The sequence below is a fragment of the Sporosarcina sp. P32b genome, assembly GCF_002743335.1.
Classification (GTDB): domain Bacteria; phylum Bacillota; class Bacilli; order Bacillales_A; family Planococcaceae; genus Sporosarcina.
This window is the reverse complement of sequence record NZ_PDZB01000001.1, coordinates 20,168-44,591: the sequence shown is the minus strand read 5'-3', so window position 1 is coordinate 44,591 and position 24,424 is coordinate 20,168. Positions and strand designations below refer to the sequence as shown.

At 39.2% G+C, this 24,424-nt stretch carries 26 protein-coding genes; 10 read left to right on the top strand and 16 right to left on the bottom strand.

The genetic code is table 11. From position 1 onward, the window contains the following. From CSV64_RS00190 to CSV64_RS00175, 4 genes are all read right to left on the bottom strand, one after another. Complete coding sequence (locus CSV64_RS00190; protein WP_099633057.1) at window positions 1-1,374, bottom strand: dihydrolipoamide acetyltransferase family protein; 1,374 nt, start codon at window positions 1,372-1,374, stop codon at window positions 1-3. 34 nt (window positions 1,375-1,408) lie between these two features. Beyond that, entirely contained in the window at window positions 1,409-2,386 is a 978-nt protein-coding gene (locus CSV64_RS00185) for an alpha-ketoacid dehydrogenase subunit beta (RefSeq protein WP_099633056.1), read from the bottom strand. A gap of 3 nt (window positions 2,387-2,389) precedes the next feature. Continuing rightward, complete coding sequence (gene pdhA, locus CSV64_RS00180; protein ID WP_099633055.1) at window positions 2,390-3,505, bottom strand: pyruvate dehydrogenase (acetyl-transferring) E1 component subunit alpha; 1,116 nt, start codon at window positions 3,503-3,505, stop codon at window positions 2,390-2,392. Window positions 3,506-3,882: 377 nt separating this feature from the next. Next, a complete protein-coding gene (locus CSV64_RS00175) occupies window positions 3,883-4,509 on the bottom strand; it encodes a YkyA family protein (RefSeq protein ID WP_099633054.1) in 627 nt (208 codons plus the stop codon). 169 nt (window positions 4,510-4,678) lie between these two features. On the opposite strand from CSV64_RS00175, the gene def reads away from it, so the two are divergent. From def to rnjA, 3 genes are all read left to right on the top strand, one after another. Then, window positions 4,679-5,236, top strand: a complete 558-nt coding sequence (def, locus tag CSV64_RS00170; RefSeq protein ID WP_099633053.1) for a peptide deformylase — start codon at window positions 4,679-4,681, stop codon at window positions 5,234-5,236. Between the two features lie 241 nt (window positions 5,237-5,477). Further along, window positions 5,478-5,687, top strand: coding sequence for a DNA-dependent RNA polymerase subunit epsilon (locus CSV64_RS00165; protein ID WP_099633052.1), 210 nt, complete (start codon window positions 5,478-5,480; stop codon window positions 5,685-5,687). Between the two features lie 3 nt (window positions 5,688-5,690). Further along, complete coding sequence (gene rnjA / locus CSV64_RS00160; RefSeq protein WP_099626313.1) at window positions 5,691-7,358, top strand: ribonuclease J1; 1,668 nt, start codon at window positions 5,691-5,693, stop codon at window positions 7,356-7,358. A 157-nt stretch (window positions 7,359-7,515) separates the two neighbouring features. Here rnjA and CSV64_RS00155 read toward each other — a convergent pair whose 3' ends face one another. Genes CSV64_RS00155 through CSV64_RS00135 form a run of 5 tightly spaced genes read right to left on the bottom strand, consistent with a single transcriptional unit; the run spans window position 7,516 to window position 11,984 of the window. After that, on the bottom strand, window positions 7,516-8,175 hold the full coding sequence (locus CSV64_RS00155; protein WP_085428510.1) for a potassium channel family protein: 660 nt from the start codon (window positions 8,173-8,175) through the stop codon (window positions 7,516-7,518). A 36-nt stretch (window positions 8,176-8,211) separates the two neighbouring features. After that, window positions 8,212-9,285, bottom strand: a complete 1,074-nt coding sequence (locus tag CSV64_RS00150; protein ID WP_099633051.1) for an ABC transporter substrate-binding protein — start codon at window positions 9,283-9,285, stop codon at window positions 8,212-8,214. Further along, window positions 9,282-10,079 carry an ABC transporter permease gene (locus CSV64_RS00145; RefSeq protein ID WP_099633050.1) on the bottom strand — a complete coding sequence of 266 codons (798 nt, stop codon included), beginning with the start codon at window positions 10,077-10,079 and terminating at the stop codon, window positions 9,282-9,284. The genes CSV64_RS00150 and CSV64_RS00145 overlap by 4 nt, the downstream gene beginning before the upstream one ends. Continuing rightward, window positions 10,076-10,888, bottom strand: a complete 813-nt coding sequence (locus CSV64_RS00140) for an ABC transporter permease (protein ID WP_099633049.1) — start codon at window positions 10,886-10,888, stop codon at window positions 10,076-10,078. Before CSV64_RS00140 ends, CSV64_RS00145 begins: the two co-directional genes overlap by 4 nt. After that, entirely contained in the window at window positions 10,878-11,984 is a 1,107-nt protein-coding gene (locus CSV64_RS00135; RefSeq protein WP_099633048.1) for an ABC transporter ATP-binding protein, read from the bottom strand. The genes CSV64_RS00140 and CSV64_RS00135 overlap by 11 nt, the downstream gene beginning before the upstream one ends. Before the next feature lie 198 nt (window positions 11,985-12,182). On the opposite strand from CSV64_RS00135, the gene CSV64_RS00130 reads away from it, so the two are divergent. The 4 genes from CSV64_RS00130 to CSV64_RS00115 all read left to right on the top strand — a co-directional run bounded on the left by CSV64_RS00130 (window position 12,183) and on the right by CSV64_RS00115 (window position 15,075). Then, on the top strand, window positions 12,183-12,485 hold the full coding sequence (locus tag CSV64_RS00130; RefSeq protein ID WP_099633047.1) for a hypothetical protein: 303 nt from the start codon (window positions 12,183-12,185) through the stop codon (window positions 12,483-12,485). 170 nt (window positions 12,486-12,655) lie between these two features. Next, window positions 12,656-13,198, top strand: coding sequence for a peroxiredoxin (locus tag CSV64_RS00125; RefSeq protein WP_099633046.1), 543 nt, complete (start codon window positions 12,656-12,658; stop codon window positions 13,196-13,198). Between the two features lie 91 nt (window positions 13,199-13,289). Then, on the top strand, window positions 13,290-13,745 hold the full coding sequence (locus tag CSV64_RS00120; RefSeq protein WP_099633045.1) for a redoxin domain-containing protein: 456 nt from the start codon (window positions 13,290-13,292) through the stop codon (window positions 13,743-13,745). Between the two features lie 139 nt (window positions 13,746-13,884). Further along, a complete protein-coding gene (locus CSV64_RS00115; RefSeq protein ID WP_099633044.1) occupies window positions 13,885-15,075 on the top strand; it encodes an MFS transporter in 1,191 nt (396 codons plus the stop codon). A gap of 139 nt (window positions 15,076-15,214) precedes the next feature. On the opposite strand, the gene CSV64_RS00110 is transcribed toward CSV64_RS00115, so the two are convergent. The 6 genes from CSV64_RS00110 to CSV64_RS00085 all read right to left on the bottom strand — a co-directional run bounded on the left by CSV64_RS00110 (window position 15,215) and on the right by CSV64_RS00085 (window position 19,882). Then, the gene (locus CSV64_RS00110) at window positions 15,215-16,102 is read right to left on the bottom strand and encodes a transcriptional regulator CcpC (protein ID WP_099633043.1); all 888 of its coding nucleotides are present in this window, start codon (window positions 16,100-16,102) and stop codon (window positions 15,215-15,217) included. Continuing rightward, window positions 16,089-17,528, bottom strand: a complete 1,440-nt coding sequence (locus CSV64_RS00105) for an MDR family MFS transporter (protein ID WP_199168362.1) — start codon at window positions 17,526-17,528, stop codon at window positions 16,089-16,091. Before CSV64_RS00105 ends, CSV64_RS00110 begins: the two co-directional genes overlap by 14 nt. Window positions 17,529-17,676: 148 nt before the next feature. Further along, window positions 17,677-18,114 (bottom strand): cyclic-di-AMP-binding protein CbpB, encoded by a 438-nt coding sequence (cbpB, locus tag CSV64_RS00100; RefSeq protein WP_099633041.1) that lies wholly within the window; start codon window positions 18,112-18,114, stop codon window positions 17,677-17,679. A 136-nt stretch (window positions 18,115-18,250) separates the two neighbouring features. Further along, complete coding sequence (locus CSV64_RS00095) at window positions 18,251-18,481, bottom strand: hypothetical protein (RefSeq protein WP_099633040.1); 231 nt, start codon at window positions 18,479-18,481, stop codon at window positions 18,251-18,253. A 167-nt stretch (window positions 18,482-18,648) separates the two neighbouring features. Next, entirely contained in the window at window positions 18,649-19,518 is an 870-nt protein-coding gene (locus tag CSV64_RS00090) for an NAD(P)-dependent oxidoreductase (RefSeq protein WP_099633039.1), read from the bottom strand. A 187-nt stretch (window positions 19,519-19,705) separates the two neighbouring features. Then, entirely contained in the window at window positions 19,706-19,882 is a 177-nt protein-coding gene (locus tag CSV64_RS00085; RefSeq protein ID WP_099633038.1) for an aspartyl-phosphate phosphatase Spo0E family protein, read from the bottom strand. 219 nt (window positions 19,883-20,101) lie between these two features. On the opposite strand from CSV64_RS00085, the gene CSV64_RS00080 reads away from it, so the two are divergent. Continuing rightward, a complete protein-coding gene (locus CSV64_RS00080; RefSeq protein WP_099633037.1) occupies window positions 20,102-20,293 on the top strand; it encodes a YkvS family protein in 192 nt (63 codons plus the stop codon). Between the two features lie 60 nt (window positions 20,294-20,353). Then, a complete protein-coding gene (locus CSV64_RS00075) occupies window positions 20,354-21,001 on the top strand; it encodes a hypothetical protein (RefSeq protein WP_099633036.1) in 648 nt (215 codons plus the stop codon). Between the two features lie 64 nt (window positions 21,002-21,065). Here CSV64_RS00075 and CSV64_RS00070 read toward each other — a convergent pair whose 3' ends face one another. Next, on the bottom strand, window positions 21,066-22,442 hold the full coding sequence (locus tag CSV64_RS00070; RefSeq protein ID WP_099633035.1) for an ATP-binding protein: 1,377 nt from the start codon (window positions 22,440-22,442) through the stop codon (window positions 21,066-21,068). Between the two features lie 183 nt (window positions 22,443-22,625). On the opposite strand from CSV64_RS00070, the gene CSV64_RS00065 reads away from it, so the two are divergent. After that, window positions 22,626-24,380, top strand: coding sequence for a B12-binding domain-containing radical SAM protein (locus CSV64_RS00065; protein WP_099633034.1), 1,755 nt, complete (start codon window positions 22,626-22,628; stop codon window positions 24,378-24,380). The last annotated feature ends 44 nt before the right edge of the window (window positions 24,381-24,424 follow it).

Here is a 24,424-nt window from a genome sequence, read left to right as displayed (position 1 = left end):
TTACGCCTCCATTAATAAAAGTGATGGATTACTTATTAATTCCTTAAGATAGTTTAACGCTAATTGTCCCGTTACGCCATCAATCACTCTGTGATCAAATACTAAAGATAATGCTAACATAGGTGCTGCTACAATTTCACCATTTTTCACTACAGGTTTTTCAGAAATTCTTCCAATACCTAAAATAGCTACTTCAGGGTGGTTAATAATCGGTGTAAACCATTGTCCACCTGCAGAACCAATATTCGTAATTGTACAAGATGCACCCTTCATTTCTGTTGCTTGAAGTTTCCCGTCGCGCGCTTTTCCAGCGAGCTCATTCACTTCATTTGAAATAGCAAACATGGACTTACGATCAGCATTTTTAACGACCGGTACCATTAGACCGCGATCTGTATCGGCTGCAATTCCAATATTATAATAATGTTTTTGAATTAATTCTTCTGTCGCATCGTCCAATGAAGTATTTAGTTGAGGGAACTCACGCAATGTTGCTACGAGCGCCTTTACTACATATGGAAGATACGTTAACTTAACATCTTTCTCTGCTGCAATTGCTTTAAATTCTTTGCGATGTGCAACAAGTGCAGTCACATCCACTTCATCCAGCAATGTAACATGTGCAGCGGTGTGTTTAGAATTCGACATGGCTTTAGAGATTGCTTTTCGCATAGGTGATAATTTCTCACGAGTCTCTGGGAATTCACCTTCAATGATAGGAGCTTGTTTCTCTGAATTTGAAGATGTTTCCGTTGCTTGCTGTGATTCAGTCGTTCCTTCAACAGATTGTTGTTGATCTCCCGCTTTAAATGAATCTATGTCTTCTTTTACTACGCGGCCATTTTTCCCGCTACCCGCAACTTGCGCTATCGTAACATCTTGTTCACGTGCATATTTACGAACAGACGGCATCGCGATGACTCGGCGATTTTCATCGACCTCATTAGTAGATGTATTGACTGGTTGTTCTTTTGGCGGTTCTGTCGACGACTGTCCATCAGACGCCTCTTCAGGTTTCTTGGAATCTACGCTTCCAAGCGCTTCCCCTACTTGTTCATGAGATTTTTCTGCACTCGCTTCTTCGTTAGAAGAGTCCGCGCTTTCTTCATCGTCTTCATGATCTGGAATACCATGATCCGGTGCGTCAAAACGCACTAATTTATCTCCAACAACTGCTACAGTACCTTCAGTAACATAAATCTCTTCTACAGTACCTGATACAGGTGACGGAATTTCTACTACGGATTTATCGTTTTGCACTTCTAGTAATGTATCATCTTCCTGGATTTCATCGCCTGGTTTTACGAACCACTTGACGATTTCCCCTTCGTGTATACCTTCACCAATATCTGGTAATCGAAATTCATAAGTCACGTAATTCACCCTTCCTGGTTTGTCCAATAAGTATTTAGAATGTTAGTACTTCTTTTGCTTTCGCTGCAATGTCTTTCGCATTAGGCAACCAAGTATTTTCGCCTGCTGCAAATGGGTATACCGTATCAGGTGCTGTCACACGTAGTACGGGAGCTTCAAGACTCAAAATAGCTCGTTCAGTAATTTCAGCTACTACGTTAGCAGCAATTCCTGCTTGTCGCTGTGCTTCTTGTACTACGATTGCACGGTTTGTTTTTTCGACTGATTGAATAATCGTTTCGATATCAAGAGGCTGAATCGTACGTAAATCGATTACTTCTACTGAGTAATTTTCTTTTTCAAGTGCTTCAGCAGCTTTTAGGCTTTCCTGCACCATTGCACCGTATGTGACAATCGTCAAATCTTTACCTTCACGCTTCACATCAGCTTTTCCTAAAGGGATAGAATATTCTTCCTCAGGAACTTCTTGTCTAAATGAACGATATAGTTTCATATGCTCCAAGAAAATCACCGGATCATCGCTCTTGATTGCAGAAATAAGTAATCCTTTTGCATCGTACGGAGTCGACGGGATAACTACTGTTAAACCAGGTTGTGATGCTACAAGACCTTCCAAGCTGTCCGCGTGCATTTCAGGAGTTGCTACTCCTCCACCAAATGGTGCACGGATTGTGATCGGTGCATTGAAATGTCCACCTGTTCTAAAGTTCATTCTTGCAATTTGTCCACTCACGGAATCCATTACTTCAAACAGAAAACCAAAGAATTGAATTTCCATAATAGGACGGAAACCAGTAAGTGCTAATCCGATTGCTAATCCACCAATACCAGATTCAGCTAGCGGCGTATCAAAAACACGCTCTTCGCCGAATTCTTTATGAAGGCCTTCCGTTGCACGGAAGACACCTCCGTTCGCGCCTACGTCTTCACCGAACAGCAATACGTTTTCATCTGATTTCAGCTCCGTACGAAGCGCATCTGTAATCGCTTGAATCATTGTTAATTCTGCCATGGGTTATTTCGACTCCTTTCCAGCATACGCATCCAATTGTTCTTGTAAGTTAAACGGCACATCGCCTTTATACATAATCTTCATGAAGTCTGTTGCTTTTTGTTTAGGCTGTCCATCTGCTTTTTTGATTGCTTCTTTAATTTCTTCTTTTGCACGTTCAATTACTTTTTCTTCTTGCTCTTTAGACCAAATACCTTTCGCTTCCAAATAGGTTCTGAAACGAACGATTGGATCGCGTTTTTCCCATTCATCGTCAATGTCGGATGTACGGTAGCGTGTTGGATCATCACCAGCCATCGTATGAGGCCCATAACGGTAACACATTGTTTCAATGAGTGTTGGTCCATCTCCATTAACTGCACGCTCTCTTGCATCACGTGTTGCAACATATACTGCTAAAGGATCCATTCCATCTACTAGTACACTTGGAACGCCTGCAGCCACACCCTTTTGAGCCAGTGTTTTCGCCGCGGTCTGTACATCACGATGTGTGGAGATTGCATATTGGTTATTCTGAATGACGAAGATTGCTGGTACTTTAAAAGCTCCCGCAAAGTTCAATCCTTCGTAGAAATCCCCTTGAGATGTTCCGCCATCGCCTGTGTACGTAATGACAACTGATTTTTGTCCTTTTTTCTTAAAGCCTAAACCTACACCAGCTGCTTGGACATACTGTGCACCAATAATGATTTGTGGTGGGAAAATGTTGAGTCCATCAGGAATAACACTACCTGCATAATGCCCTCTCGACCATAGAAATGCCATGTGCAACGGCCAACCGTGGAATAATAACTGAGGAACGTCACGGTATCCTGGGAGAATGAAATCCTCTTTTTCTAACACATATTGAGAAGCTAACTGGGAAGCTTCTTGTCCTGCCGTCGGAGCATAAAACCCAAGTCGTCCTTGTCTATTTAAAGAAATGGATCGTTGGTCAAGGATACGTGTGTAAACCATACGGTTCATCAATTCCACTAATTCTTCGTCCGGAAGTTTCGGGTCCAAGTCCTTATCCACGATTTTTCCTTCTTCATTCAATATTTGCACCATATCAAATTGGCTTTCAATCAGTTGAAGCGCTTTCACTGGATCATACTGATTACCTTTTTTAGCTACCATATCTTGATCTCTCCTTCATATCTGTATTATATCGTTTTCAAATAAAGTTGATACAACTTCTTATAATTACTAGTATACGCAAAACTGAGCGCTTGGTCAACCATTGTAATTAAACACTTTCGCTTGTTTTTCACATTTTTCTAAAAGTATACTGTACTAACACAATATCGATCCTGTATTGGTACAGTGGTGTTTTTTATTGACAATTACCAGGTAATCTACATTCGTCCAAGTGATCATTGAGGATTCACATTGCCATTTCAGATTGCAGGTCCTACTCCATTTGCGAACCGCCATTTACAACAGATCGCAATGAATAACTCACTTCATTTCAATAACCATCTAAGAGGTCATACTCTCTATTTTACATTTCCTTTTTATTGCTTTTCTAAACTTTTCACGGCGCGAGTTGCTAATCTGTTTACTTCTCTAGTCGCTTCATTGAATTCAGTAAGTAACTGTTGACTAGAAGAGATTAAATCATTTACTTCACTGACGTGATTTTGCAGTTCACGTTCACGGATGGACTGATCTTCAATCTGTGTATACAATTGCGTCTGACTGTCTATAAGCTTCTTATACTGCAATATGAAGTTTTCATGTATTTCAGACCGTTCATAAAGTGCTTCAACCACTTCACCTACATGATCAGTTAAATCCACTTGCTCCATCCATTCAGACATCTGATCTATCGCTTTCTTCGATTCGCGTGAAGCACTTTCCTCTTTTTCTATCAAAAGAGCCCGTTCACGCGCTGACTTTTTCATCGCAACCACTCGCTGTTTCACTTCCTGGTATTGCTGTTGAGTCAATTCTATCGTCTCAATGAACAATATTTGTTCTTTCTGCTCTTTCTCAAATAACTTCCTCCCAAAGTTGTTCCCTTGTTTTTCTTTTTCATTCATAACAACAAGGAAATCTGTAAGTTGTTGAGTTACTTCAGACTCTTTGGAACAACCAATTAGTAGAAGGAGTATGAACAATAAACAAATTACTTTCTTCATTAATAACCCTCCTGACGCTTTATATACTTTTTTCTTTCACCATTTTTCTCATTCGTTTATACTGTATAAGAGGAAATTGGTTTTTACGATTATATACCCATTAAGCACATTTGTTACCCGCTTATCGTAGATTGTACTAAACCTAATATATCCGAGAGGAAGAGTAGAAATGATTTTAATGAAAGATATTATCCGAGAAGGCCACCCGACGTTGCGTTTAAAAGCCAAAGAGGTGCGCTTTCCTTTAAGTAATGAAGACCGTCAATTATGCGATGAGCTGTTGGAATATGTAGTCAATAGCCAAAATGACGAACTGGGTGAAAAATACGGCTTACGTTCTGGTATCGGTTTGGCCGCACCACAAGTGAATGCATCCAAAAGAATTTTCGCTCTGCATATTCCCGATGGCGAGATTCTATTGGAAAACTTTATAGCGATTAATCCTAAGATCATTAGCCATTCCGTTGAAAAGACCTATATAGAGACCGGCGAAGGCTGTTTATCAGTAGATCGCGAAGTTCCTGGCTATGTTCCTCGGTATGCAAGAATTACAGTGAAAGCTTTTGATAAGGAAGGTAACATAATCAAGAAACGCTTGAAAGGATTGCCCGCAATTGCTTTCCAACATGAATTGGATCATCTGAACGGTATTATGTTCTATGACCATATTGACAACAACGCTCCGTTCAAGGACATCCCCGACGCCATAGCATTTGACAGAGAGTAAAGCTCTTACACTTGACAGACCGAAGTTTTTCTGTTACAGTCTTGTCAAGGAGTGATGATGCCATGTATAAACGTCTAAAACGCAAACTGCTAAGACGACTTAATGGCCTGCTCGGTAAAAAGACAATTGCTTAGACTTTTACGCCCGCCAACTAAATTGGTGGGCTTTTCTTTATTTTAGGGAAATTGCATGCTATTATTGATGATATGTATTATTAGGAACGTAAAAAGGAGAGTTAAACATGATTTTCAAAGTATATTACCATTTAAACGTACATGAAGTTCCAGTCCGCGAGAACACACTCAGCTTGTATGTAGAAGCTGAAACAGAAAAAGAAGTCCGTGATCAATTAAAAGGTCGCGATCTGATGATTGAATACGTACAAAAGCTGGAAGGCGAGCACTTAACATATGAACAAGCCTCCCCAGACTTTCACGTTGAGCAGGTCTAATCAATGAAATCTATTAAAAACAATGAAACAGCCGTTTTTGCCCTAGGCGGACTAGGTGAAATCGGTAAAAATACGTATTGTGTACAATTCCAAGATGAAATCATCATTATTGATGCCGGAATCAAATTTCCAGAAGATGAATTGCTAGGCATTGACTATGTAATTCCAGATTACACATACCTTGAACGTAATATCGATAAGATTAAAGGTCTTTTCATCACACACGGTCACGAAGACCATATCGGCGGAATTCCTTATCTATTACGCAAAGTAAATGTTCCTGTCTATGGCGGTAAACTAGCAATTGGATTACTTCGCAATAAGTTGGAAGAACATGGATTGTTGCGCACTACGGAAATTCATGAAATTGAAGAAGATGATTTTATTAAATTCCGTAAAACTGCAGTATCATTCTTCAGAACTACGCACAGTATTCCTGACGCATTCGGCGTAGTAGTTAAAACTCCATCCGGTAATATCGTTCATACTGGAGACTTTAAGTTCGACTTTACGCCTGTCGGTGAACCTGCTAACTTGCATAAGATGGCTAAAATCGGCAGTGAAGGTGTACTTTGTTTGTTATCAGACAGTACCAATGCAGAAGTACCTAACTTCACAATGTCTGAACGTAAAGTGGGAGAAAGCCTGAATGATATTTTCCGTACAGTAGATGGGCGGATTATTTTTGCTACATTTGCTTCAAATATCCATAGATTGCAACAGGTGATTGAATCAGCGCAGATTTTCGGTCGTAAAATCGCTGTCTTCGGTCGTAGTATGGATAATGCGATTACCATCGGCCGCGAACTCGGTTATATTGACGCTCCGAAAGATTTATTCGTGGATGCTCAATCACTCAACCGGCTTCCTGCTAATAAAGTGATGATTTTGTGTACGGGTAGCCAAGGTGAACCGATGGCTGCACTATCACGTATCGCAAACGGTACGCATAGACAAGTTCAGATCCAACCTGGAGATACAGTTATTTTCTCTTCTTCACCCATTCCAGGTAATACGCTTAGCGTTAACAAAGCGATTAACTCCTTGTTCCGTGCAGGTGCGGAAGTTATTCATGGCCCATTAAACAATATCCACACATCTGGTCACGGATCGCAAGAAGAGCAAAAGCTCATGTTACGTTTAATCAAACCTAAATACTTCATGCCTATCCACGGTGAATACCGTATGATGAATATGCACTCTCAACTTGCAGTAGACTGCGATGTCGAGCCTGATAATATTTTCATCATGGGTAACGGCGACGTACTCGCACTTACTGACTCGACAGCTAGACTTGCTGGACGTGTACCTTCGGGCGATGTTTACATCGACGGAAGCGGCATTGGTGATATTGGCAACGTCGTACTACGCGACAGACGAATTCTTTCAGAAGATGGTCTGGTCATCGTTGTCGCAACAATCGACACGAAAAAGAACCGCTTAGTATCCGGTCCTGATCTTATCTCACGAGGATTTGTCTATATGCGTGAATCAGGTGCCATGATCAACGAAGCACAATATATGCTTTCCAAAACATTACAGCGCAAACTAGCTGCCAAACCTGATTCCATCAACAACTTGAAGGGCGACATCATCGATACACTCGTTCCATATTTATATGAGAAAACGAAGCGTAAACCGATGATCCTTCCCGTCATCATGGAACTTTAAAAAATGCATAAAAAAAAGCAAGTGCAGTTTAGCACTTGCTCCAGACTGAAGGCAACTCCTATAAACTAGGAGCATGCCTTCAGTTTTTCATTTTTTATGATCCAACATAATTTAAGTCGTCTATATCGATACTACTGCTCTCTCCCACTCCGCACGTTTAATGCAATGCCTTCCGTTCAAATCGATGAATATCCAAATCTGAACCAATTACAATCAACACGTCATTAACTTCTATCTGTTCAATCGCCTGTGGAGAGACTAGTATATGCGTTCCACGCTTGATCGCTACGATATTCACACCGTACTTGGCACGAATGTCCAAATCGATCAGCGAAGAGCCTGCGATGTGATTATTCGCTTGAATCTCCACGATGGAGTATTCATCGGATAATTCTAGATAATCTAGAATATTATTCGAAACCAAGTTATTTGCAATTCGCTTCCCCATATCCCGCTCAGGGTGAACGACTTGATCCGCTCCGATCTTTCGTAACACTTTTTCATGATAGTCATTTTGCGCTTTCACCGTAATACGCTGTACACCAATTTCCTTCAATATCAACGTAGTCAAGATACTCGCTTGAATGTTTTCTCCGATTGCGATAACCACATGTTCGAAATTCCGTATACCTAGTGAACGTAATGCTGCTTCATCGGTGGTATCGACAGCTACAGCCTGTGTAGCAATATTCGCAAATTCCTCCACGCGTTCTTGCGACTTATCAATCGCCATAACGTCTGCTTCCAGTTCAATCAATTCCTTAACGATACTACCGCCAAAACGACCTAAGCCAATTACTACAAATTCCTTTTTCATCTCATTACTCCTCGCTATTGCGAATAGTTACATGTCTTATCGCAATCCCATTTTAAATTTCAGGAATAACTCATTATACACTCCAAGTGTTTCTAATCCTAAGTTTTCATACACTTCGAAGTTCTCCCTCGCCTTTTCATCCGGATAAAATCGTTCATCTTCTGTAATTTCTTCATCCATAAATGGCAGTGCTGCAGTATTTGGAGTGGAATAACCCACGTATTCCGCGTTTTGTGCTGCCACTTTAGGATCCAACATGAAATTAATAAATTTATAGGCTCCTTCGACATTCGTAGACGTTCTTGGGATGACAATATTATCAAACCATAAATTCGAACCTTCTTCCGGCACGATATAATTGATATCGTCGTTCTCAGATATCATATCTGCTGCCTGGCCAGACCATGTGAGCGCTACGGACGCTTCATTATTAATCATTAGCTGCGTGACTTCATCACCTATAACTGCTTTAACGTTCGGACCCATCGTTTCTAGCTTGTCTGTCGCCTCTTTTAGTTCCTGCAAACTAGTCGAATTCAATGAGTAACCTAGTGAATTCAATGATACTCCGATCACTTCACGCGCACTATCTACTAAAATAAGCTTCTGCCGCAATGAAGCATCCCACAAACTTTCCCAACTCTCAAACGTCTGACCTTCTAATAAGGATGCATTATATGCAATCCCTACAGTTCCCCAGAAGTAAGGAATCGAATATTTATTGTCTGGATCAAATGGCAAATTCATGAAGTATGGATCGATATGTGTAACGTTCGGAATTTTCGAGAAATCTAGTGGCAGTAAGAGATCCTTCTCTTCCATCATCTGTACCGCATATTCAGACGGGACTGTCACATCGTAAGCAGTTCCCCCTTGTTCGATTTTCCCCATCATGCCTTCATTCGAATCAAATGTTTCATAAATCACTTTGATGCCTTCTTCTTCTTCAAATTGTTTTAGAAGATCCGGGTCTATATATTCGCCCCAGTTATACACCGTAATCGTATCTTTTCCTACGCGCCCCGTCTTATGCTCAAGCTGATAATTAGTGAACAACAGGAGACCCGAAACGAGTATAATTACAAACGCACTGCTAATTAATCCTCTCATTTCTTCACCCCCTGAGGTGATTTTGCTTTATTTCCGATTATATAATAACCAAGCACTAGGACCATTGTAATTAAGAATATCAATCCTGATAATGCATTGATTGTCAAAGTGATTCCTGTGCGGGCCATAGAGTAAATTTCTACGGATAATGTAGAGAATCCATTTCCTGTCACGAAAAAAGTTACGGCAAAGTCATCCAATGAGTAGGTCAACGCAAGAAAGAAACCTGCGAAAATACCCGGCTTAATATAAGGTAAAATGACACGCGTCAGTACATCTTTACGTGAAGCACCTAAGTCCAGTGCGGCATCTATTAATGTAGTACTCATTTCTAACAACTTTGGCAGCACCATGATGACAACGATAGGTATACTAAAAGCGATATGAGAAATGAGTACCGAAGCAAAGCCCAACTTCACACCGATCAGCGTGAATAAGATTAAGAATGATGCACCGATAATGACATCCGGACTAACAATCAATATATTATTCAGTGACAATACCGTCTGGCGTGCAGATTTGTTTTTCATAAAATAAATGGCAAGCGCACCAATCACGCCAATTGTAGTAGATAGTAGTGCGGATAATAATGCGATAATCACCGTATTCAAGACAATAATTAACAGTCGGGTATCTTGAAATACCGCTTGATAATGTTCCAATGTGAATGATTCAAAATGCGACATCCCACCTCCTGAATTGAAGGAGTAATATATGAGATAAAAAATAGGAGCATATAAAATCACAAAGACTGCTGCCAAATAAGTTCTCGGCATAATACCCAGTTTCTTCATTTAATGATGCCCCCTTTTTTACCAGATGTCAGTATCATAATTAAGAACATGAAGATAATTAGAAACACAGCTATCGTAGAACCCATTCCCCAGTTTTGTGTAACGAGGAATTGTTGCTCGATTGCGGTACCCAGTGTCATTACTTTATTACCTGCAATTAAACGGGTAACCATAAATAAGGATAGCGCCGGAATAAACACGACTTGTATACCTGATTTCACACCATCAGTAGTCATCGGCCAAATCACTCGTTTAAACGTCACCCATGCATTCGCTCCTAAATCTTTCGAGGCATCAAGTAAAGTAGGATTGATTTTATCCAAGGAGTTAAAGATCGGCAAGATCATAAATGGAATAAAAATGTACACAGAGACAAACACGAAACTAAAATCGGTGAATAGTATTTGCTGGTTGCCTATACCAACAGCTTCTAAAAAACCATTTATCGGGCCATAAATACCCATCAATCCAATGAATGCATACGTCTTTAACAATAGGTTAATCCACGATGGTATGATAATGAGTAACAACCATAACTGCTTATGCTTTGTTTTTGTTAAGAAGTAGGCTGTTGGATATGATATTAATAAAGCAAAAAAGGTTATGAGAAAAGCATACCAAAATGAGCTCAGTGTTAATTTGAAGTAAATTGACGTAAAGAAATTGCGATAGTTAGCCAGCGTTAAATGGCCCGATAAATCGAAAAATGAATAATACACGATGACAGCAATCGGTGCCAGCACAAATAATAATAACCAGGCTGCATACGGTGTGGCATATATAAAACGTAACGGGTTTTTACTCCTCATCTTCCGCCACTCCAAACGATTCCAGACGTGCATCAAAGTCAGCTTCCGATTCATTTAGACGCATTACATGAATGTCTGCCGGTTCAAAATCCAAACCGATTAATGTCCCTACGTCCGCTGGTTTTGTTGAATGAACTAGCCACTCATTACCATCAGAGTCATACGTGGAAAGTTCATAATGCACTCCCCGGAATAATTGCGTATCTACAGTGACGCTTAACCTTCCTTTTTCAACAGTTGTCATTTCCAAATCTTCAGGACGAATGACGATATCCACTTTTTCATTAGGATAGAATCCGCCATCTACACATGGAAATTGTTTGCCTGTGAATTCCACTAAATAATCTTCAATAATTCTTCCTGAAACTATATTGGACTCTCCAATAAAGTCTGCCACGAAACGGTTAATCGGCTCATCGTAAATATCAATCGGTGTCCCCGACTGTTGAATCTCTCCATTATTCATGACGAAAATTTCATCTGACATCGCAAGTGCTTCCTCTTGGTCATGTGTAACAAAAACAAATGTTTTACCAAGACGTTGCTGGAGCTCCCTCAGTTCATATTGCATTTCAGAACGCAATTTCAAATCAAGTGCGGACAATGGCTCGTCTAGTAAAATCACTTCTGGATCATTAATGATCGCCCTGGCAATCGCAACGCGTTGACGTTGTCCACCCGACATTTCAGTAATTTCACGGGATTCGTACCCTTCCAGATTGACGAATTTCAACGCTTCTTTTACTCGGCGGTCCACTTCATTCTTTTTCACTTTTCTTATGCGTAAACCGAATGCAACATTTTCATACACATTTAAATGAGGAAATAATGCGTAGTCTTGAAATACCGTGTTTACTTGACGTTCATTTGCGGGTACCGAATTGATCTTCTTTCCATTAAAGAAGATCGATCCATCTGTCGCCTCCGTAAAACCAGCGATCAAACGTAAAATAGTCGTTTTCCCACATCCTGAAGGTCCAAGTAATGTATAAAACTTACCGCGTTCCATTTCAAATGAAACACGATCAAGGACAGTTGTAGATTCATTGTAGCGCTTTGTAACATTCTCAAAACGAATAATTGGTTCAGTAGTCAATAGGTTTCCTCCTTGCATAACGTATTATGTCTTGTACTATATCAATAGTTGTAAACTTACTTATTATACACAAATTGATAGTGAAATCAACCATATATTAAATGTCGAATACGAAAACAGCCTACAGGAAAATAGTCATGAAAATTGTTTTTTCGCAGATGACATAGTAGAATGAAACCATATTGAGGAGGGATTCAGTTGGAAGACCATTTATTTTTTTATCTGGACTCTGATGCCAAGCGGAATCGAAAAGTCGAGCCCGCTACAAAAGAAAATCATCTAGAAGGAATTTTTCTAGTAAACAATAAGAAAATCCGAACATGGAAAGAGATGGCTTCTCATTGCGTAGATTGCATGGAACCATTACATTATAGCGATGAATTTGACGCGCGTTACTGTAAAGATTGCGATGAATGGCGAGAAATGATTTGCGATCCGAATTGCAAAACATGCCAAACACGCCCAGTAAAACCTTCTGACTGTAAACAAGACTTTGAGTAATCAGATACTCAGATCCTAAATATATATATTAGGTTAAGTGTTCTTTATAATAACTATTATTATCTTCGAGTCATTCTAATTGAATTCAACTCGGAACTTTGTTATTCTAGGTAAGAATTGTGCAACACAGTCATGTCGTTGTACAAAAGACTAATTGGAGGTTTTATATAATGGCCGAACGTATGGTAGGTAAACAAGCTCCAGATTTTACAATGGAGGCAGTACTAGCTGACAAATCTTTTGGTAAAGTTAGTTTACAAGAAAACATTAAAAACGACAAATGGACAGTTCTTTTCTTCTATCCAATGGACTTCACTTTTGTATGTCCAACAGAAATCACTGCAATGTCGGATCGTTACGATGAGTTCGAAGACTTGGATGCAGAAGTAATCGGTGTTTCTACTGATACTATCCACACTCACCTTGCTTGGATTAACACTGATCGTAAAGACAATGGTCTTGAACAACTAAAATACCCACTAGCAGCAGACACTAACCATTCCGTTTCACGCGAATACGGTGTATTGATCGAAGAAGAAGGTATTGCATTGCGCGGCCTTTACATCATCAATCCTGAAGGCGAACTTCAGTACCAGACAGTATTCCATAACAATATCGGTCGTGACGTGGACGAAACTCTTCGCGTACTACAAGCACTACAAACTGGCGGTCTTTGCCCAGCGAACTGGCGTCCAGGTCAAGAAACTCTTTAATTTTTGGACAACCATCCCCACGCGTTACACTAATCGTGGGGATTTTTTTATCACATAATATATATACCCACTTAGCTAGGAGGAATTCTTGATGAAATTACGTGAACAAATGCCTGAATTTCAAGGTGCTACTACTTGGTTGAATGGTGAAACTTCTAAATCGGAACTCGTTGGAGAAAAACCGACACTTATACACTTTTGGTCTGTAAGTTGTCATATGTGCAAAGAAGCGATGCCGGATGTAAACAACTTCAGGGATAAGTACAAAGATGAACTGAATGTTGTGGCTGTGCACATGCCTCGTTCAGAAGATGATGTCGATCTTGAACAAATCAAGAACGTAGCAGCTGAGCATGATATTACACAACCGATTTTCGTTGATAGTGAATTGAAGTTAAATGATGCATTTGAAAACCAATATGTCCCTGCGTACTATGTCTTTGACAAAGAGGGTCAGTTACGCCACTTCCAAGCGGGCGGCAGCGGTATGAAAATGCTTGAAAAACGTGTGAATCGTGTACTAGATGAAATGAAAAAAGAAGATTAATTTTATCAACGACTCCTACTAAATGGGGTCGTTTTTTTACATCTATTTTCCTCATAATACGCTATTGCAACCCTCATACAAACATTGCAGATTTATTTGTGATAAGATTAGTAAAAAGTTTTGGAAAGCGAGCTACCGAATGAACAAAACACCTACAAATATCGCAATGTATATTCTCATGTTCAATATGTTCATCGCCATGGCTGGTGTAGGCTTGATCATCCCTATTATGCCTGAATTCTTAGGTACTTTCGGAGTTGCAGGACGTGCACTCGGACTATTGATCGCCATGTTTTCTTTTGCACAATTTATTTTCTCTCCTATTTCAGGAAATCTTTCCGATAAATACGGCAGAAAAAGCATTATTATTTTCGGATTGGTTGTTTACGGACTTTCTCAATTAGCTTTCAGTTTATCAACTGAACTATGGATGCTCTATCTCTCACGGTTCTTTTCCGGTTTCGGTGCCGCCTTTATTGTTCCACCTACCATGGCATTTGTGGCAGATATTACATCTCCTAAAAATCGTGGTCGCGGAATGGGATTACTTGGCGCTTCGATGTCGTTAGGCTTTATGATAGGTCCTGGCATTGGTGGTTTTTTATCAAAAATCAGCTTATACTTCCCTTTCTACTTTGCCGCATCGGCATCCATTGTAGCAGCGGTTGTGTCCTTGTTGCTTCTTCCTAATCCTAAGCCCGTCTTGCAAGGAGCTACAACGAATGAAAACATCTTCCAGCAAATGCGTAGATCTACACAAACGTCCTATTTCATTATGCTAGTTGTCATGTTTGTATTTTCATTTGGATTGGCTAATTTCCAATCAACGATCTCGTTATATGTCGATCAAAAATACAATTACACACCTTCTCAAATCGCAATCATCATTACGGTTGGCGGATTTGTCGGCGTCATCATCCAGACGTTTGTTATCGATCGTTTGTTTAAACGTTTCGGTGAAATGCGTGTCATTCTCATTAATTTAGTGCTAGCGGCTTTCGCTATGTTAGGTATTTTATTCGTCAATACATTCTTCACTATTCTTTTGGTAGCAACGATCTTCTCAACCGCCACTTCGTTATTGCGACCAGCAGTCAACACGTTAGTCTCTAAACTAGCCGGGAAAGAACAGGGCTACGCAGCCGGCATGATGAATGCCTATATGAGTCTAGGAAACATGATTGGTCCTGCCACAGCCGGATATATATTCGATATGAATAGGGAATCCCCCTATATAGTCGGCACGATCATTCTACTACTTTGCTTTATTCTTGCTTTCTACTGGGCAAGGAACAACAAATCACTTATAGAGTCTGCGAGAACACCATAAATAGTAGCGGTACAGCAGTCATTGGTAGACATTCACTAATTATAAATCTTTAATACTAGTAAATTAATAAAGACAAACTCTATTACTACTAGAGTTTGTCTTTATTTGAAGAACTTCCACGATGAATGGAAGCTCTTTTTTATTGATCTTTTCTTAATAACTCCGCATACTCCTGCACAATCTCTACAAATGCCTTCACTTGCTTCAATTCGAATGTCGAACCATATCCGATCAACCAAGTATCACGTGTCAACTCAAACTCTTCTTCGCTATTGAGTAGCGGAATCAGATTGACTTTCTCGTCACCTGACAATGTGATGGAAGGCAGTATGGCATAACCGATACCTTTTAACGCGAGTTGCTTACACATTTCAATCTGATCCACTACAATCTGCCGGCTTGGATTTTGATTAAAGTGTTTATTCCACCAGCGCTGGATTTCCATGTAATAGTTTGAATCACTTTTATACTGAATAAAGTGACGGTTCGTATCTTTTAATTCATCAATTGTTGAGATTTCGGAATCTACTAGATACAGCTGATCACGGAATAAATAGACGCGATTACTTTTCCAATCTGTTTGCCCTCGAACAATACCGATATGTGCTTCCCCTTCGTACAAAGCTTTGGAAATTTCCGAGCTCCATCCTGTCATTAAGGAAATTTTGGCATCAGGATAAAGTGCTACATAGTCTTTCAATACTTGCGGCAACCAAGTCTGACCAATAATAGAGGCACAAGCAATCTTCAATGTTCCGTGTACTTTATCTTCAAGTGAGGCGATCAATTCCATCGTCTCGTCTTTCTTCGCCAAAGATTCTTTCGCATAGCTGATCACGTGTTCACCTGCAGGCGTTGGTTCAAGACCTTTTTGTGAACGGATGAATAACTGCATGCCCCATTCTTTTTCAATCGTCTGAAGGCGTTGTGACAAAGCAGGTTGCGACAAATGAAGGCGCTCTGACGCTTTACGCATATTCCCCTCTTCAGCTAACGCTTTAATTATATCCAGTTCAATTGTTGACATGGTCCTGCACCTTCCCTCGTGGAATTCGTAAGATCAATAATAAACTGATGACTGCAAATACGACAATCGCTATGTACACCCAGTGTAAGGAACTGTCTAAACCATTTTGTAAACTGACTAGCTCTTGCGAGGTTAGCATCGAACGACCGTCTTTGGTTAACAATGTATTCACGTCATCAATCGTGTAGGGCAATTTTTCTTTCGCAAAATAGGTAATGAGTGTACCATTCAATATGGCACCAAACACTGAAGCACCAATCGTATTGCCAAAATTCTTCATAAACATATTCGCTGCAGTAGCTGAGCCTCTTTGTACGCGCGGCACAGCTCCTTGAATCGTAACAATGAAGGATGTATTGGTTAGCCCCATTCCTACTCCGATGAAGAAGCTTGAACAACCTGCCCATACGGGTCCTAATGATGCGTTCATAAAGACAAACATCGTCGTACCAATCACTAAGGACACACCACCGGCAAACGATACGAGAAATGGGCCGAAGCGTATGAGTAAATGCCCTGCCATGGAGGATGCTAAAGGCCAGCCAATGGACATAGCAGTTAAAGTGAAACCTGCGATGATTGCTGGTTGTTCCATAACTCCGGATACATAAGTAGGTAAATAAGAAGAAACCCCTATTAAAATAACTCCAGTAGTCAACGACACGAGATTCGCATATAAGATAACGGGGTTTTTCCAAATGCTAAAAGAGATTAGTGGATCTTTTGCCAGCTTTTCTTGTCTGAAAAATAACCAAAATGAAATGCCTGAAAGAATGATTAACGCTATTCCGATAGCAGAGAATCGACCGAATCCTTGGCCTCCTTCTACTAGCCAGATTAAAATAGTTGCCAGTGCAGATGTCAGGAAAAAAGCACCTTTGTAATCGACAGAAGCTTTCTGCGTTTCTTTTGGTTCATGTAAAAAGAAATAAATAACAGCCATTGAAAGGAGTCCAAGTGGCACGTTCACCCAAAATATGTATTGCCAGCTAACGTACTGTACAATCAATCCACCAATTACAGGACCTGAAACTGCAGAAATGCCCCAGACACTCGATAAATAACCCTGTATCTTCGCACGTTCTTCAGTGGAATAAATATCCCCGATGATCGTAGTCGCAATTGGCATGACAGCCCCCGCCCCTAAACCTTGTATGAGACGATAGAATATTAACTGCTCCATAGAGACAGCAAACCCACAAAGTACGGAACCGATTAAGAAAATCGTCAAGCCCATAAAAAAAATCGGCTTTCGACCAAATAAATCCGCTAACTTTCCGTAAATTAAAACCGTTACGGTACTCATTAATAAATAAGACGAGAATATCCAACTATATCGTGAAAATCCACCTAATTCAGAAGCTATTGTCGGCATTGCGGTGGTAACAATTGTCGCTTCCACTGCCCCTACAAACATAGCGAGCATAACGGCAGCAAGCACAAAGGGCCGATTAGTTTCTTTACGCACAGCTATTTCAACTCCTTCTATTAGAAAAAGACTCCTTTATCGGAGCCCTTTAACATATTACTATGATCACTTCTTCATTGCTTTATTTATCCCACTTCAGTATACGTTATACGTTGTAAATATATTTTTTAAATTCTTTCATAATTACACGTCTTGTAATTATGCCCGCAAATGTTCCATCTTCTTCAGTGACACATAAAAATGGATGATTAATCAATAGATCTACTGCGCGTTGAAAACGGTCATTTACACGGATCGTTGGCAGATTCGTATCCATAATTTCATCTACTTTAATATCTTCTAATCTCTCATATTCAATGCGCTCCATACCTAGAATAGAATCCGTAATCATCCCAATTCCAAGAAGGCCTTTTAAATGATACTGATTATCCAGTACAGGAATTGCAGAATAGCCAGTCTTGGTCAAAACAAGTAGTGCGTGCTCTGCGTTATTCCCTATTTGTACGTGGGCAACTTTTTCCGAAGAAATAATTCGATCTATGATGGGCGCAGTAAGAAAATCTTTATTGTTTATGGAAACCATAGGTGATCGCTCCTTCTGTTCTTCATCTAAATACATGTACCTAAAAATCCGTTCACTGCTTCTTTTCCATCATACCACAAAAAGCCATTTCTCACCTTAAAAGAAAGCGTATTCACAAAACAAAAAACCTCTTTCTTTAATAGAAAGAGGCCCAATAATAAAAAATGATGATAAAGATGAAAACTGATGCGACCACGATAATCCACAGTAATGGATTCATAGCATACGGATGCTCCGCTGCAATATCAGGTATACGATTTTTTTCATTCAACTGAAATGAACGACTTGTTTTCCGTACTCCAGCTAACCCGATCCCCAACATAACGACTGATACAAACACCATAGGCCATAACCAAATATCCCACATCATAACTCCCTCCTTTTCGTACATACTATAGTAAAGAGCATGTGCAATAAGTGAGAAAGTATGTGCATTTAACACTCAACAGATCATTCGCAAAAAATATTATTCAATGTATAACGGGTTTATTATTTTGGATTCTTTACACGACATACATAAAGAGTCTTTAGTTTTTACTTTATATATTTTTTGATCAGGACTTGTGTTCCTTTTTCTCCATAGCCTTTATCTAGTAAGTCGGCATACATATCACGAGCAAGTTGTAATCCTGGCAATTGTAGATTCAGTCTTTCTGTTTCTTGTAAGGCAATATTTAGATCCTTCACAAAATGTTTTACATAAAATCCTGGTTCATAATTTTGGTTAATAATTCGAGGTCCGAGATCAGATAAACTAAAGGAATTCGCTGCACCCGAAGTGACGGATTGTAACATAGTATCCGGATCAAGTCCCGACTCCATAGCATAAGCAATCGCTTCACATGCCCCAATCATATTTCCAGCGACAGTGATTTGGTTGCACATTTTAGCGTGTTGCCCAGCTCCCGCTTGTCCTTGATAGACAATTTGTTTACCGAAAACAGATAAAATCGGTAATAATTTTTCGAATAATTCTTTTTGACCACCGCACATGATAGAAAGTGTGCCATTCTGAGCCCCAATATCCCCACCAGATACAGGTGCATCTAGTGCCTCCATATGTAAAGAAGCAGCCTTTTCTGCAATAGCAATAGCCAGCTCAGGGCTTGAAGTAGTCATATCCACTACGACTTGAGAAGGACGGCTATTTGCAAATATACCTTGATCGGATAAATACACCTCTTCCACATCGGACGGCATGCCAATCATCGTGAAAATAATGTCAGCCTGTTCAATAGCTTCTGCAACGTTATCCGCCCATTTTGCTCCTAGTGCTACTAGCGGTTCAGCCTTTGTTTTCGTTCTAGTGAAAACCGTAACCTCATAAGATGCGTTAAGTAAATGCTTTATAATACTCGAACCCATAACACCTGTTCCAATAAATGAAATTTTTTCTTTTTGCATATTCTCACTCCTCATTATGTATGATTATTTCTATCGTACAGAAGTTCAAATATTTTTACAATTGGGCAAACAAAAAAGAGGACCAATACAAGATTGGTCCACAAAAGGGGGAAATGAGAATGTTGCTGTGTTCTTTTATATTATCCCCACTTTTATTATGAGTTAAACATTGAATTTAGGTATAATTTCAGGGTAATTTTATTTCATTTTTCTCGTTAAATTCATTAATTAATACATCTAATTTACGACTAAGTTCAATGGTGCCTTCAGCGTTCATACCGTATTCTTCTGCAACTTGAATTAATTGTTCTCTGACACGTTCTATTTCTAATTTACAATTATGCACTACTTGCACACCTTCCATCTGTTATTACCCTATCCTTTAATATACCAACAACTCGCTATTGTTAAACCGCAATATTCTCGACATTTAGTGACAATATGTTTATGTAATGTTCTTTCGTTTCTAAAAAATAAGTCTTTACGTTTCGTAGATAATAGGGCAAACTAGAAAGGAATTCCCATTTTTACATCTTTATCATTTCGTATGACCTAATTGATGATTGAAGAAAGGATGACTGGAATGACGATCGCAGAAATTGGTGATATCATTGAATTCAAAGAAGGCTTACAAGGAATTGTTGAAAAGGTGAACGAAAACTCTGTAATTGTAAACTTAGCGTATATGGAGAGTTTTGATGCATTGGTAATGCAGGAAAAAACAGTAATCAATCATAAACGTTATACTATCTTGACTAATAGTTTACGAGAATGAAACCTTCCTCGCTGTAGTCCGTCTAATAGAATAGAATAGTATATGAAGGAGTGGTTACATATGAACAACAAATGGCGTATTATTTTCACTTCACTAACAGCTTCAATTATGCTGGCTGCGTGCGGAACTTCTGATGTAGACCCTGAAAAAGAAACAACAGGTAATGCTATAGAAGAACCTGCTGCTCCCGAAACAGATGCAGGAGAAGACACTTCTTCCGAAAATGAAGCTGAAATTGAAACAGACAGCGACGAAAAAACAAGCGTGGATGCTATGAAAGACGCTGTGGAGACAGCAAGCGATGAACAGGATTACTCCATGATGGTGTTCCCTGGATATAAACTTACAAGTGAAGAACCAGGCAGAGACAGTCTGATTCTAGAAGAAGATAGCGAAATGTTCATGCGTATCGAAACTACGCCTAAAGATGAAGAGTCTTATACGTTTGATGAACTCTATGAAAACACACTAGAATTATTGAAAGCTTCCAGTGACGGTGAAACACCTGTTGAGCTCACAGATGAAGCAGATCTTCCACAAGCTGACGATATCAAATCAGTTAAAGGCGCAGAAGTAGATTCCCCCGAAGGTCATTTTACAGGCTATGTCATCGAACGTGAAGACAAATTAATTCGTGTAACCATTTATGCTAAAGAAGATAATGAACATCTAAAAGACTTCAAAGATATGGCAGCAACAATCAAGTAATATTGCATATTGAAAAGGCCGATCCTCTGGATTCGGCCTTTTCAATATGATCTTATAATTATTCTTATAATGATACCGAAACTCTAGGAAACGATAAATGGAAAACTGTACCTTTACCAATCTCACTCGTAACTGATATAGAGCCACCATGCTCTTGAATAGTTTTTTTAACAAACGGAAGTCCTAAACCGGTTCCTCCTGGTTTATCCGTAATAAATGGTAAGAAAATAGTTTCTAGCATTTCTTCTTTCATTCCAACCCCTGTATCAGATATAAAGATATCTACGCTTTCCTGATCAGTCTCGCTTATCAAAATAGACAAGGTACCTTTTGCACTCATTGCTTCCATTGCATTTTTCAAAAGATTAACAAACACTTGTTTAATACGATTGGGGTTTGCTTGAATAAGCACCGGCTCTTTAGCATTGATTTCATTTACTATATTAATTTGATCCAATAATGCTTTAGGACGAAGCAAGAGTAGCACATCTTCTACTAAAACGGATAAAGAGAATATCGTGATTTCATCAACAGTCGGTTTTGACATGGCTAACATCTCATTCAATATATGATTCATACGTTTGACCTCATCCTGAATGACTGAAACATACATTTTGGCATTACCCGTTACTTCATGTTCCAGCAGTTGGAGAAACCCTTGTAATGTCGTCATCGGATTGCGGACTTCATGCGCAATACTTGCAGCAATTTCGCCAGTCGTGGATAATTGGTCGGAGTGAGCCAGTTGATCAAATAAGCGTTCACGTTCCGTAATATCTTCAATTCGTAAAATGAACATTTGTGTTTTACAATCTAATTTCAAGCTAACATCTTGGTAACTTTGTATTCCCTTAGATGTGTATGACATTTTCACTGTCGAAGTTTCTTGTGTTAGTGCTTTTAAAATATATTCTTCAAAAGCAAATGCGGAGGTTGGAACCATTAAATTAAAAAGATCTTGTAAATGTAGTAGTTCTTTAGAAATTTGGTCTGGGAATATTTCCGAAAATAAATCATTCGTCGAAATAATATAACCCGATTCATTCACAAGCGCCATTGGCATAGTCGCTGTGACATAGGCGCTTTCATACAGTTGATGTAATTTATGATTTTGTTCACCAATTTTTATTGTTAAAATCGCCCTACCCCTATATTGCTGGTATATAATATAACAAGGTTCTGGATTTTTATTCGGCACGTCTAGGAAACCAGTCAATACATTTTGATCCGCTATCGTTTCTGTTTTAGAAAGAAGTAAGCGTTTCTCTATTTGTTGCAATAAAGTAAGATCAAATATTTCAGATATATGATGTGGTATAAAGTCTTTAGGCATTAGTAATTTAACAGCTTCTGTCATATCAAGTATATCGCCGTCTTCATCTAAGACGATTTTAAAAAGCGAACTTTCTAGATAACGATTGATATCTAGTGTGTTTAACACTATAGCAGTACCCCCTCAATTCAATTGCAATTATCCACCATTATTCTGTAACCTATTTTCAATTTTGGAAATAAATCCTGTTAGATTCTTATTATGCCATATTGACGTACTCGTTCACATAGGCCTATAGTCTTTTTTATGTTTTTTATATTCTCACATTATTTTAAGATTAGGAGTTTTATCATGAACATCGTTCTATCTACATTAAATGCTAAATATATACACACGAATATCGCTATTCGCTATTTAAAGGCTTATGCAGCACCAGAATTCCATTGCGAACTAGCTGAATTCACTATTCATGATCCTACACTATCTATCGTCTCAGAGCTATATCAACATTCGCCAGACGTCGTTGGTTTTAGCGTATATATTTGGAATATAGAAGAAACAATAAAAGTAATTCGTCTGCTGAAACTGACAAGTCCTAAAACCGTTATAGTCTGTGGTGGACCTGAAGTGACGTATGACTATGATCAGTGGTTAAAAAGAGTACCCGAAATAGATATTATTGCGATAGGCGAAGGCGAAAAGACATTTAAAGATATACTTCAAGCAGTAGATGGACAAACTGTACTCTCTTCTGTACAAGGCATTGCATATCGTGAAGAAGGAAAATTAAAGATTACTGCTCCAGGTCCTAAATTGGATCTTCGTGAACTCCCCTCTCCTTTTCGTTTTCCAGAGGATGTTCCGCATCTTTCAAATCGAGTAATGTATATCGAAACAAGCCGTGGCTGCCCTTTCTCTTGCCAATTCTGCCTTTCTTCAATTGAAGTGGGTGTCCGATACTTCAATCGAGAAGCCATAAAAGAAGACATCCGCTATTTAATGCAGCATGGCGCTAAAACGATTAAATTTGTCGATCGTACATTCAATATTAGTAGAAGTTATGCAATGGAAATGTTCCAATTTCTAATTGATGAACATCTGCCTGGAACCGTATTTCAATTTGAAATTACAGGCGATATCATGCGACCAGAAGTGATTCAGTTTTTAAATGATAATGCTCCCAAAGGCCTATTCCGTTTTGAAATCGGAGTCCAATCTACTAATGATCTAACAAATGAACTGGTAAAAAGAAGACAAAATTTCACTAAATTATCACGTACAGTCACGATGGTTAAAGAAGGTGGCAAAATTGATCAACATCTTGATTTAATTGCAGGACTACCTGAAGAAGATTATGCGTCTTTCCGTGACACATTTAACGAAGTGTTTGCTTTACGACCTGAAGAATTACAGTTAGGGTTTTTGAAACTTCTGCGCGGAACCGGTTTACGGATCCAAGCAGAGCAATATGGTTATCGTTATATCGACACCGCTCCTTATGAAATTGTATCAAATAATGTCCTGTCATTCGATGATATGCTGAGGATTAAACAAACAGAAGACATTCTCGAGAAATATTGGAATTCAGGTCGATTCATCCACTCTATGGAGTATATTGTCACGGAATTGGTCGATACACCATTCGACTTCTTCCAATTATTCGGCGCATTTTGGGAGAAGCAAGGCTGGTCACGAATCGGTCATCAGTTTGAAGACTTGTTCACCCGTCTAGAACGCTTCTTAGTAGAAATATTGAAAATCGATACTTCAATAGTAGAAAGTCTATTGAAAATGGATTATCTACTTCACCAAAAGTTTTTACCAAGAAAGATTTGGTGGAGTGCTGTTGTTCCTGAAGAAGAGTTAAAAGAGGTGTATCAGACACTCTTACGTTCACCACATTTGCTCGGTGATCTGTTTGAATCAACTGGTTATACTGAACGAACGATTCGAAAGCAAGTTTTTGTTACTAAGACTTTCGCTCAATTGAATGAAGACCTTTCCGTAACAAAAAGTTCGGGTTATCTAATTGTCCAATACACACCAGGTGAAAAAGCACAGCACTATCATTTATCCGAACAAGTACTAGAAACCGTCTCTTCATAATAAAAAACGCAGCATGCGAAATTCGCTTGCTGCGTTTTTTAATT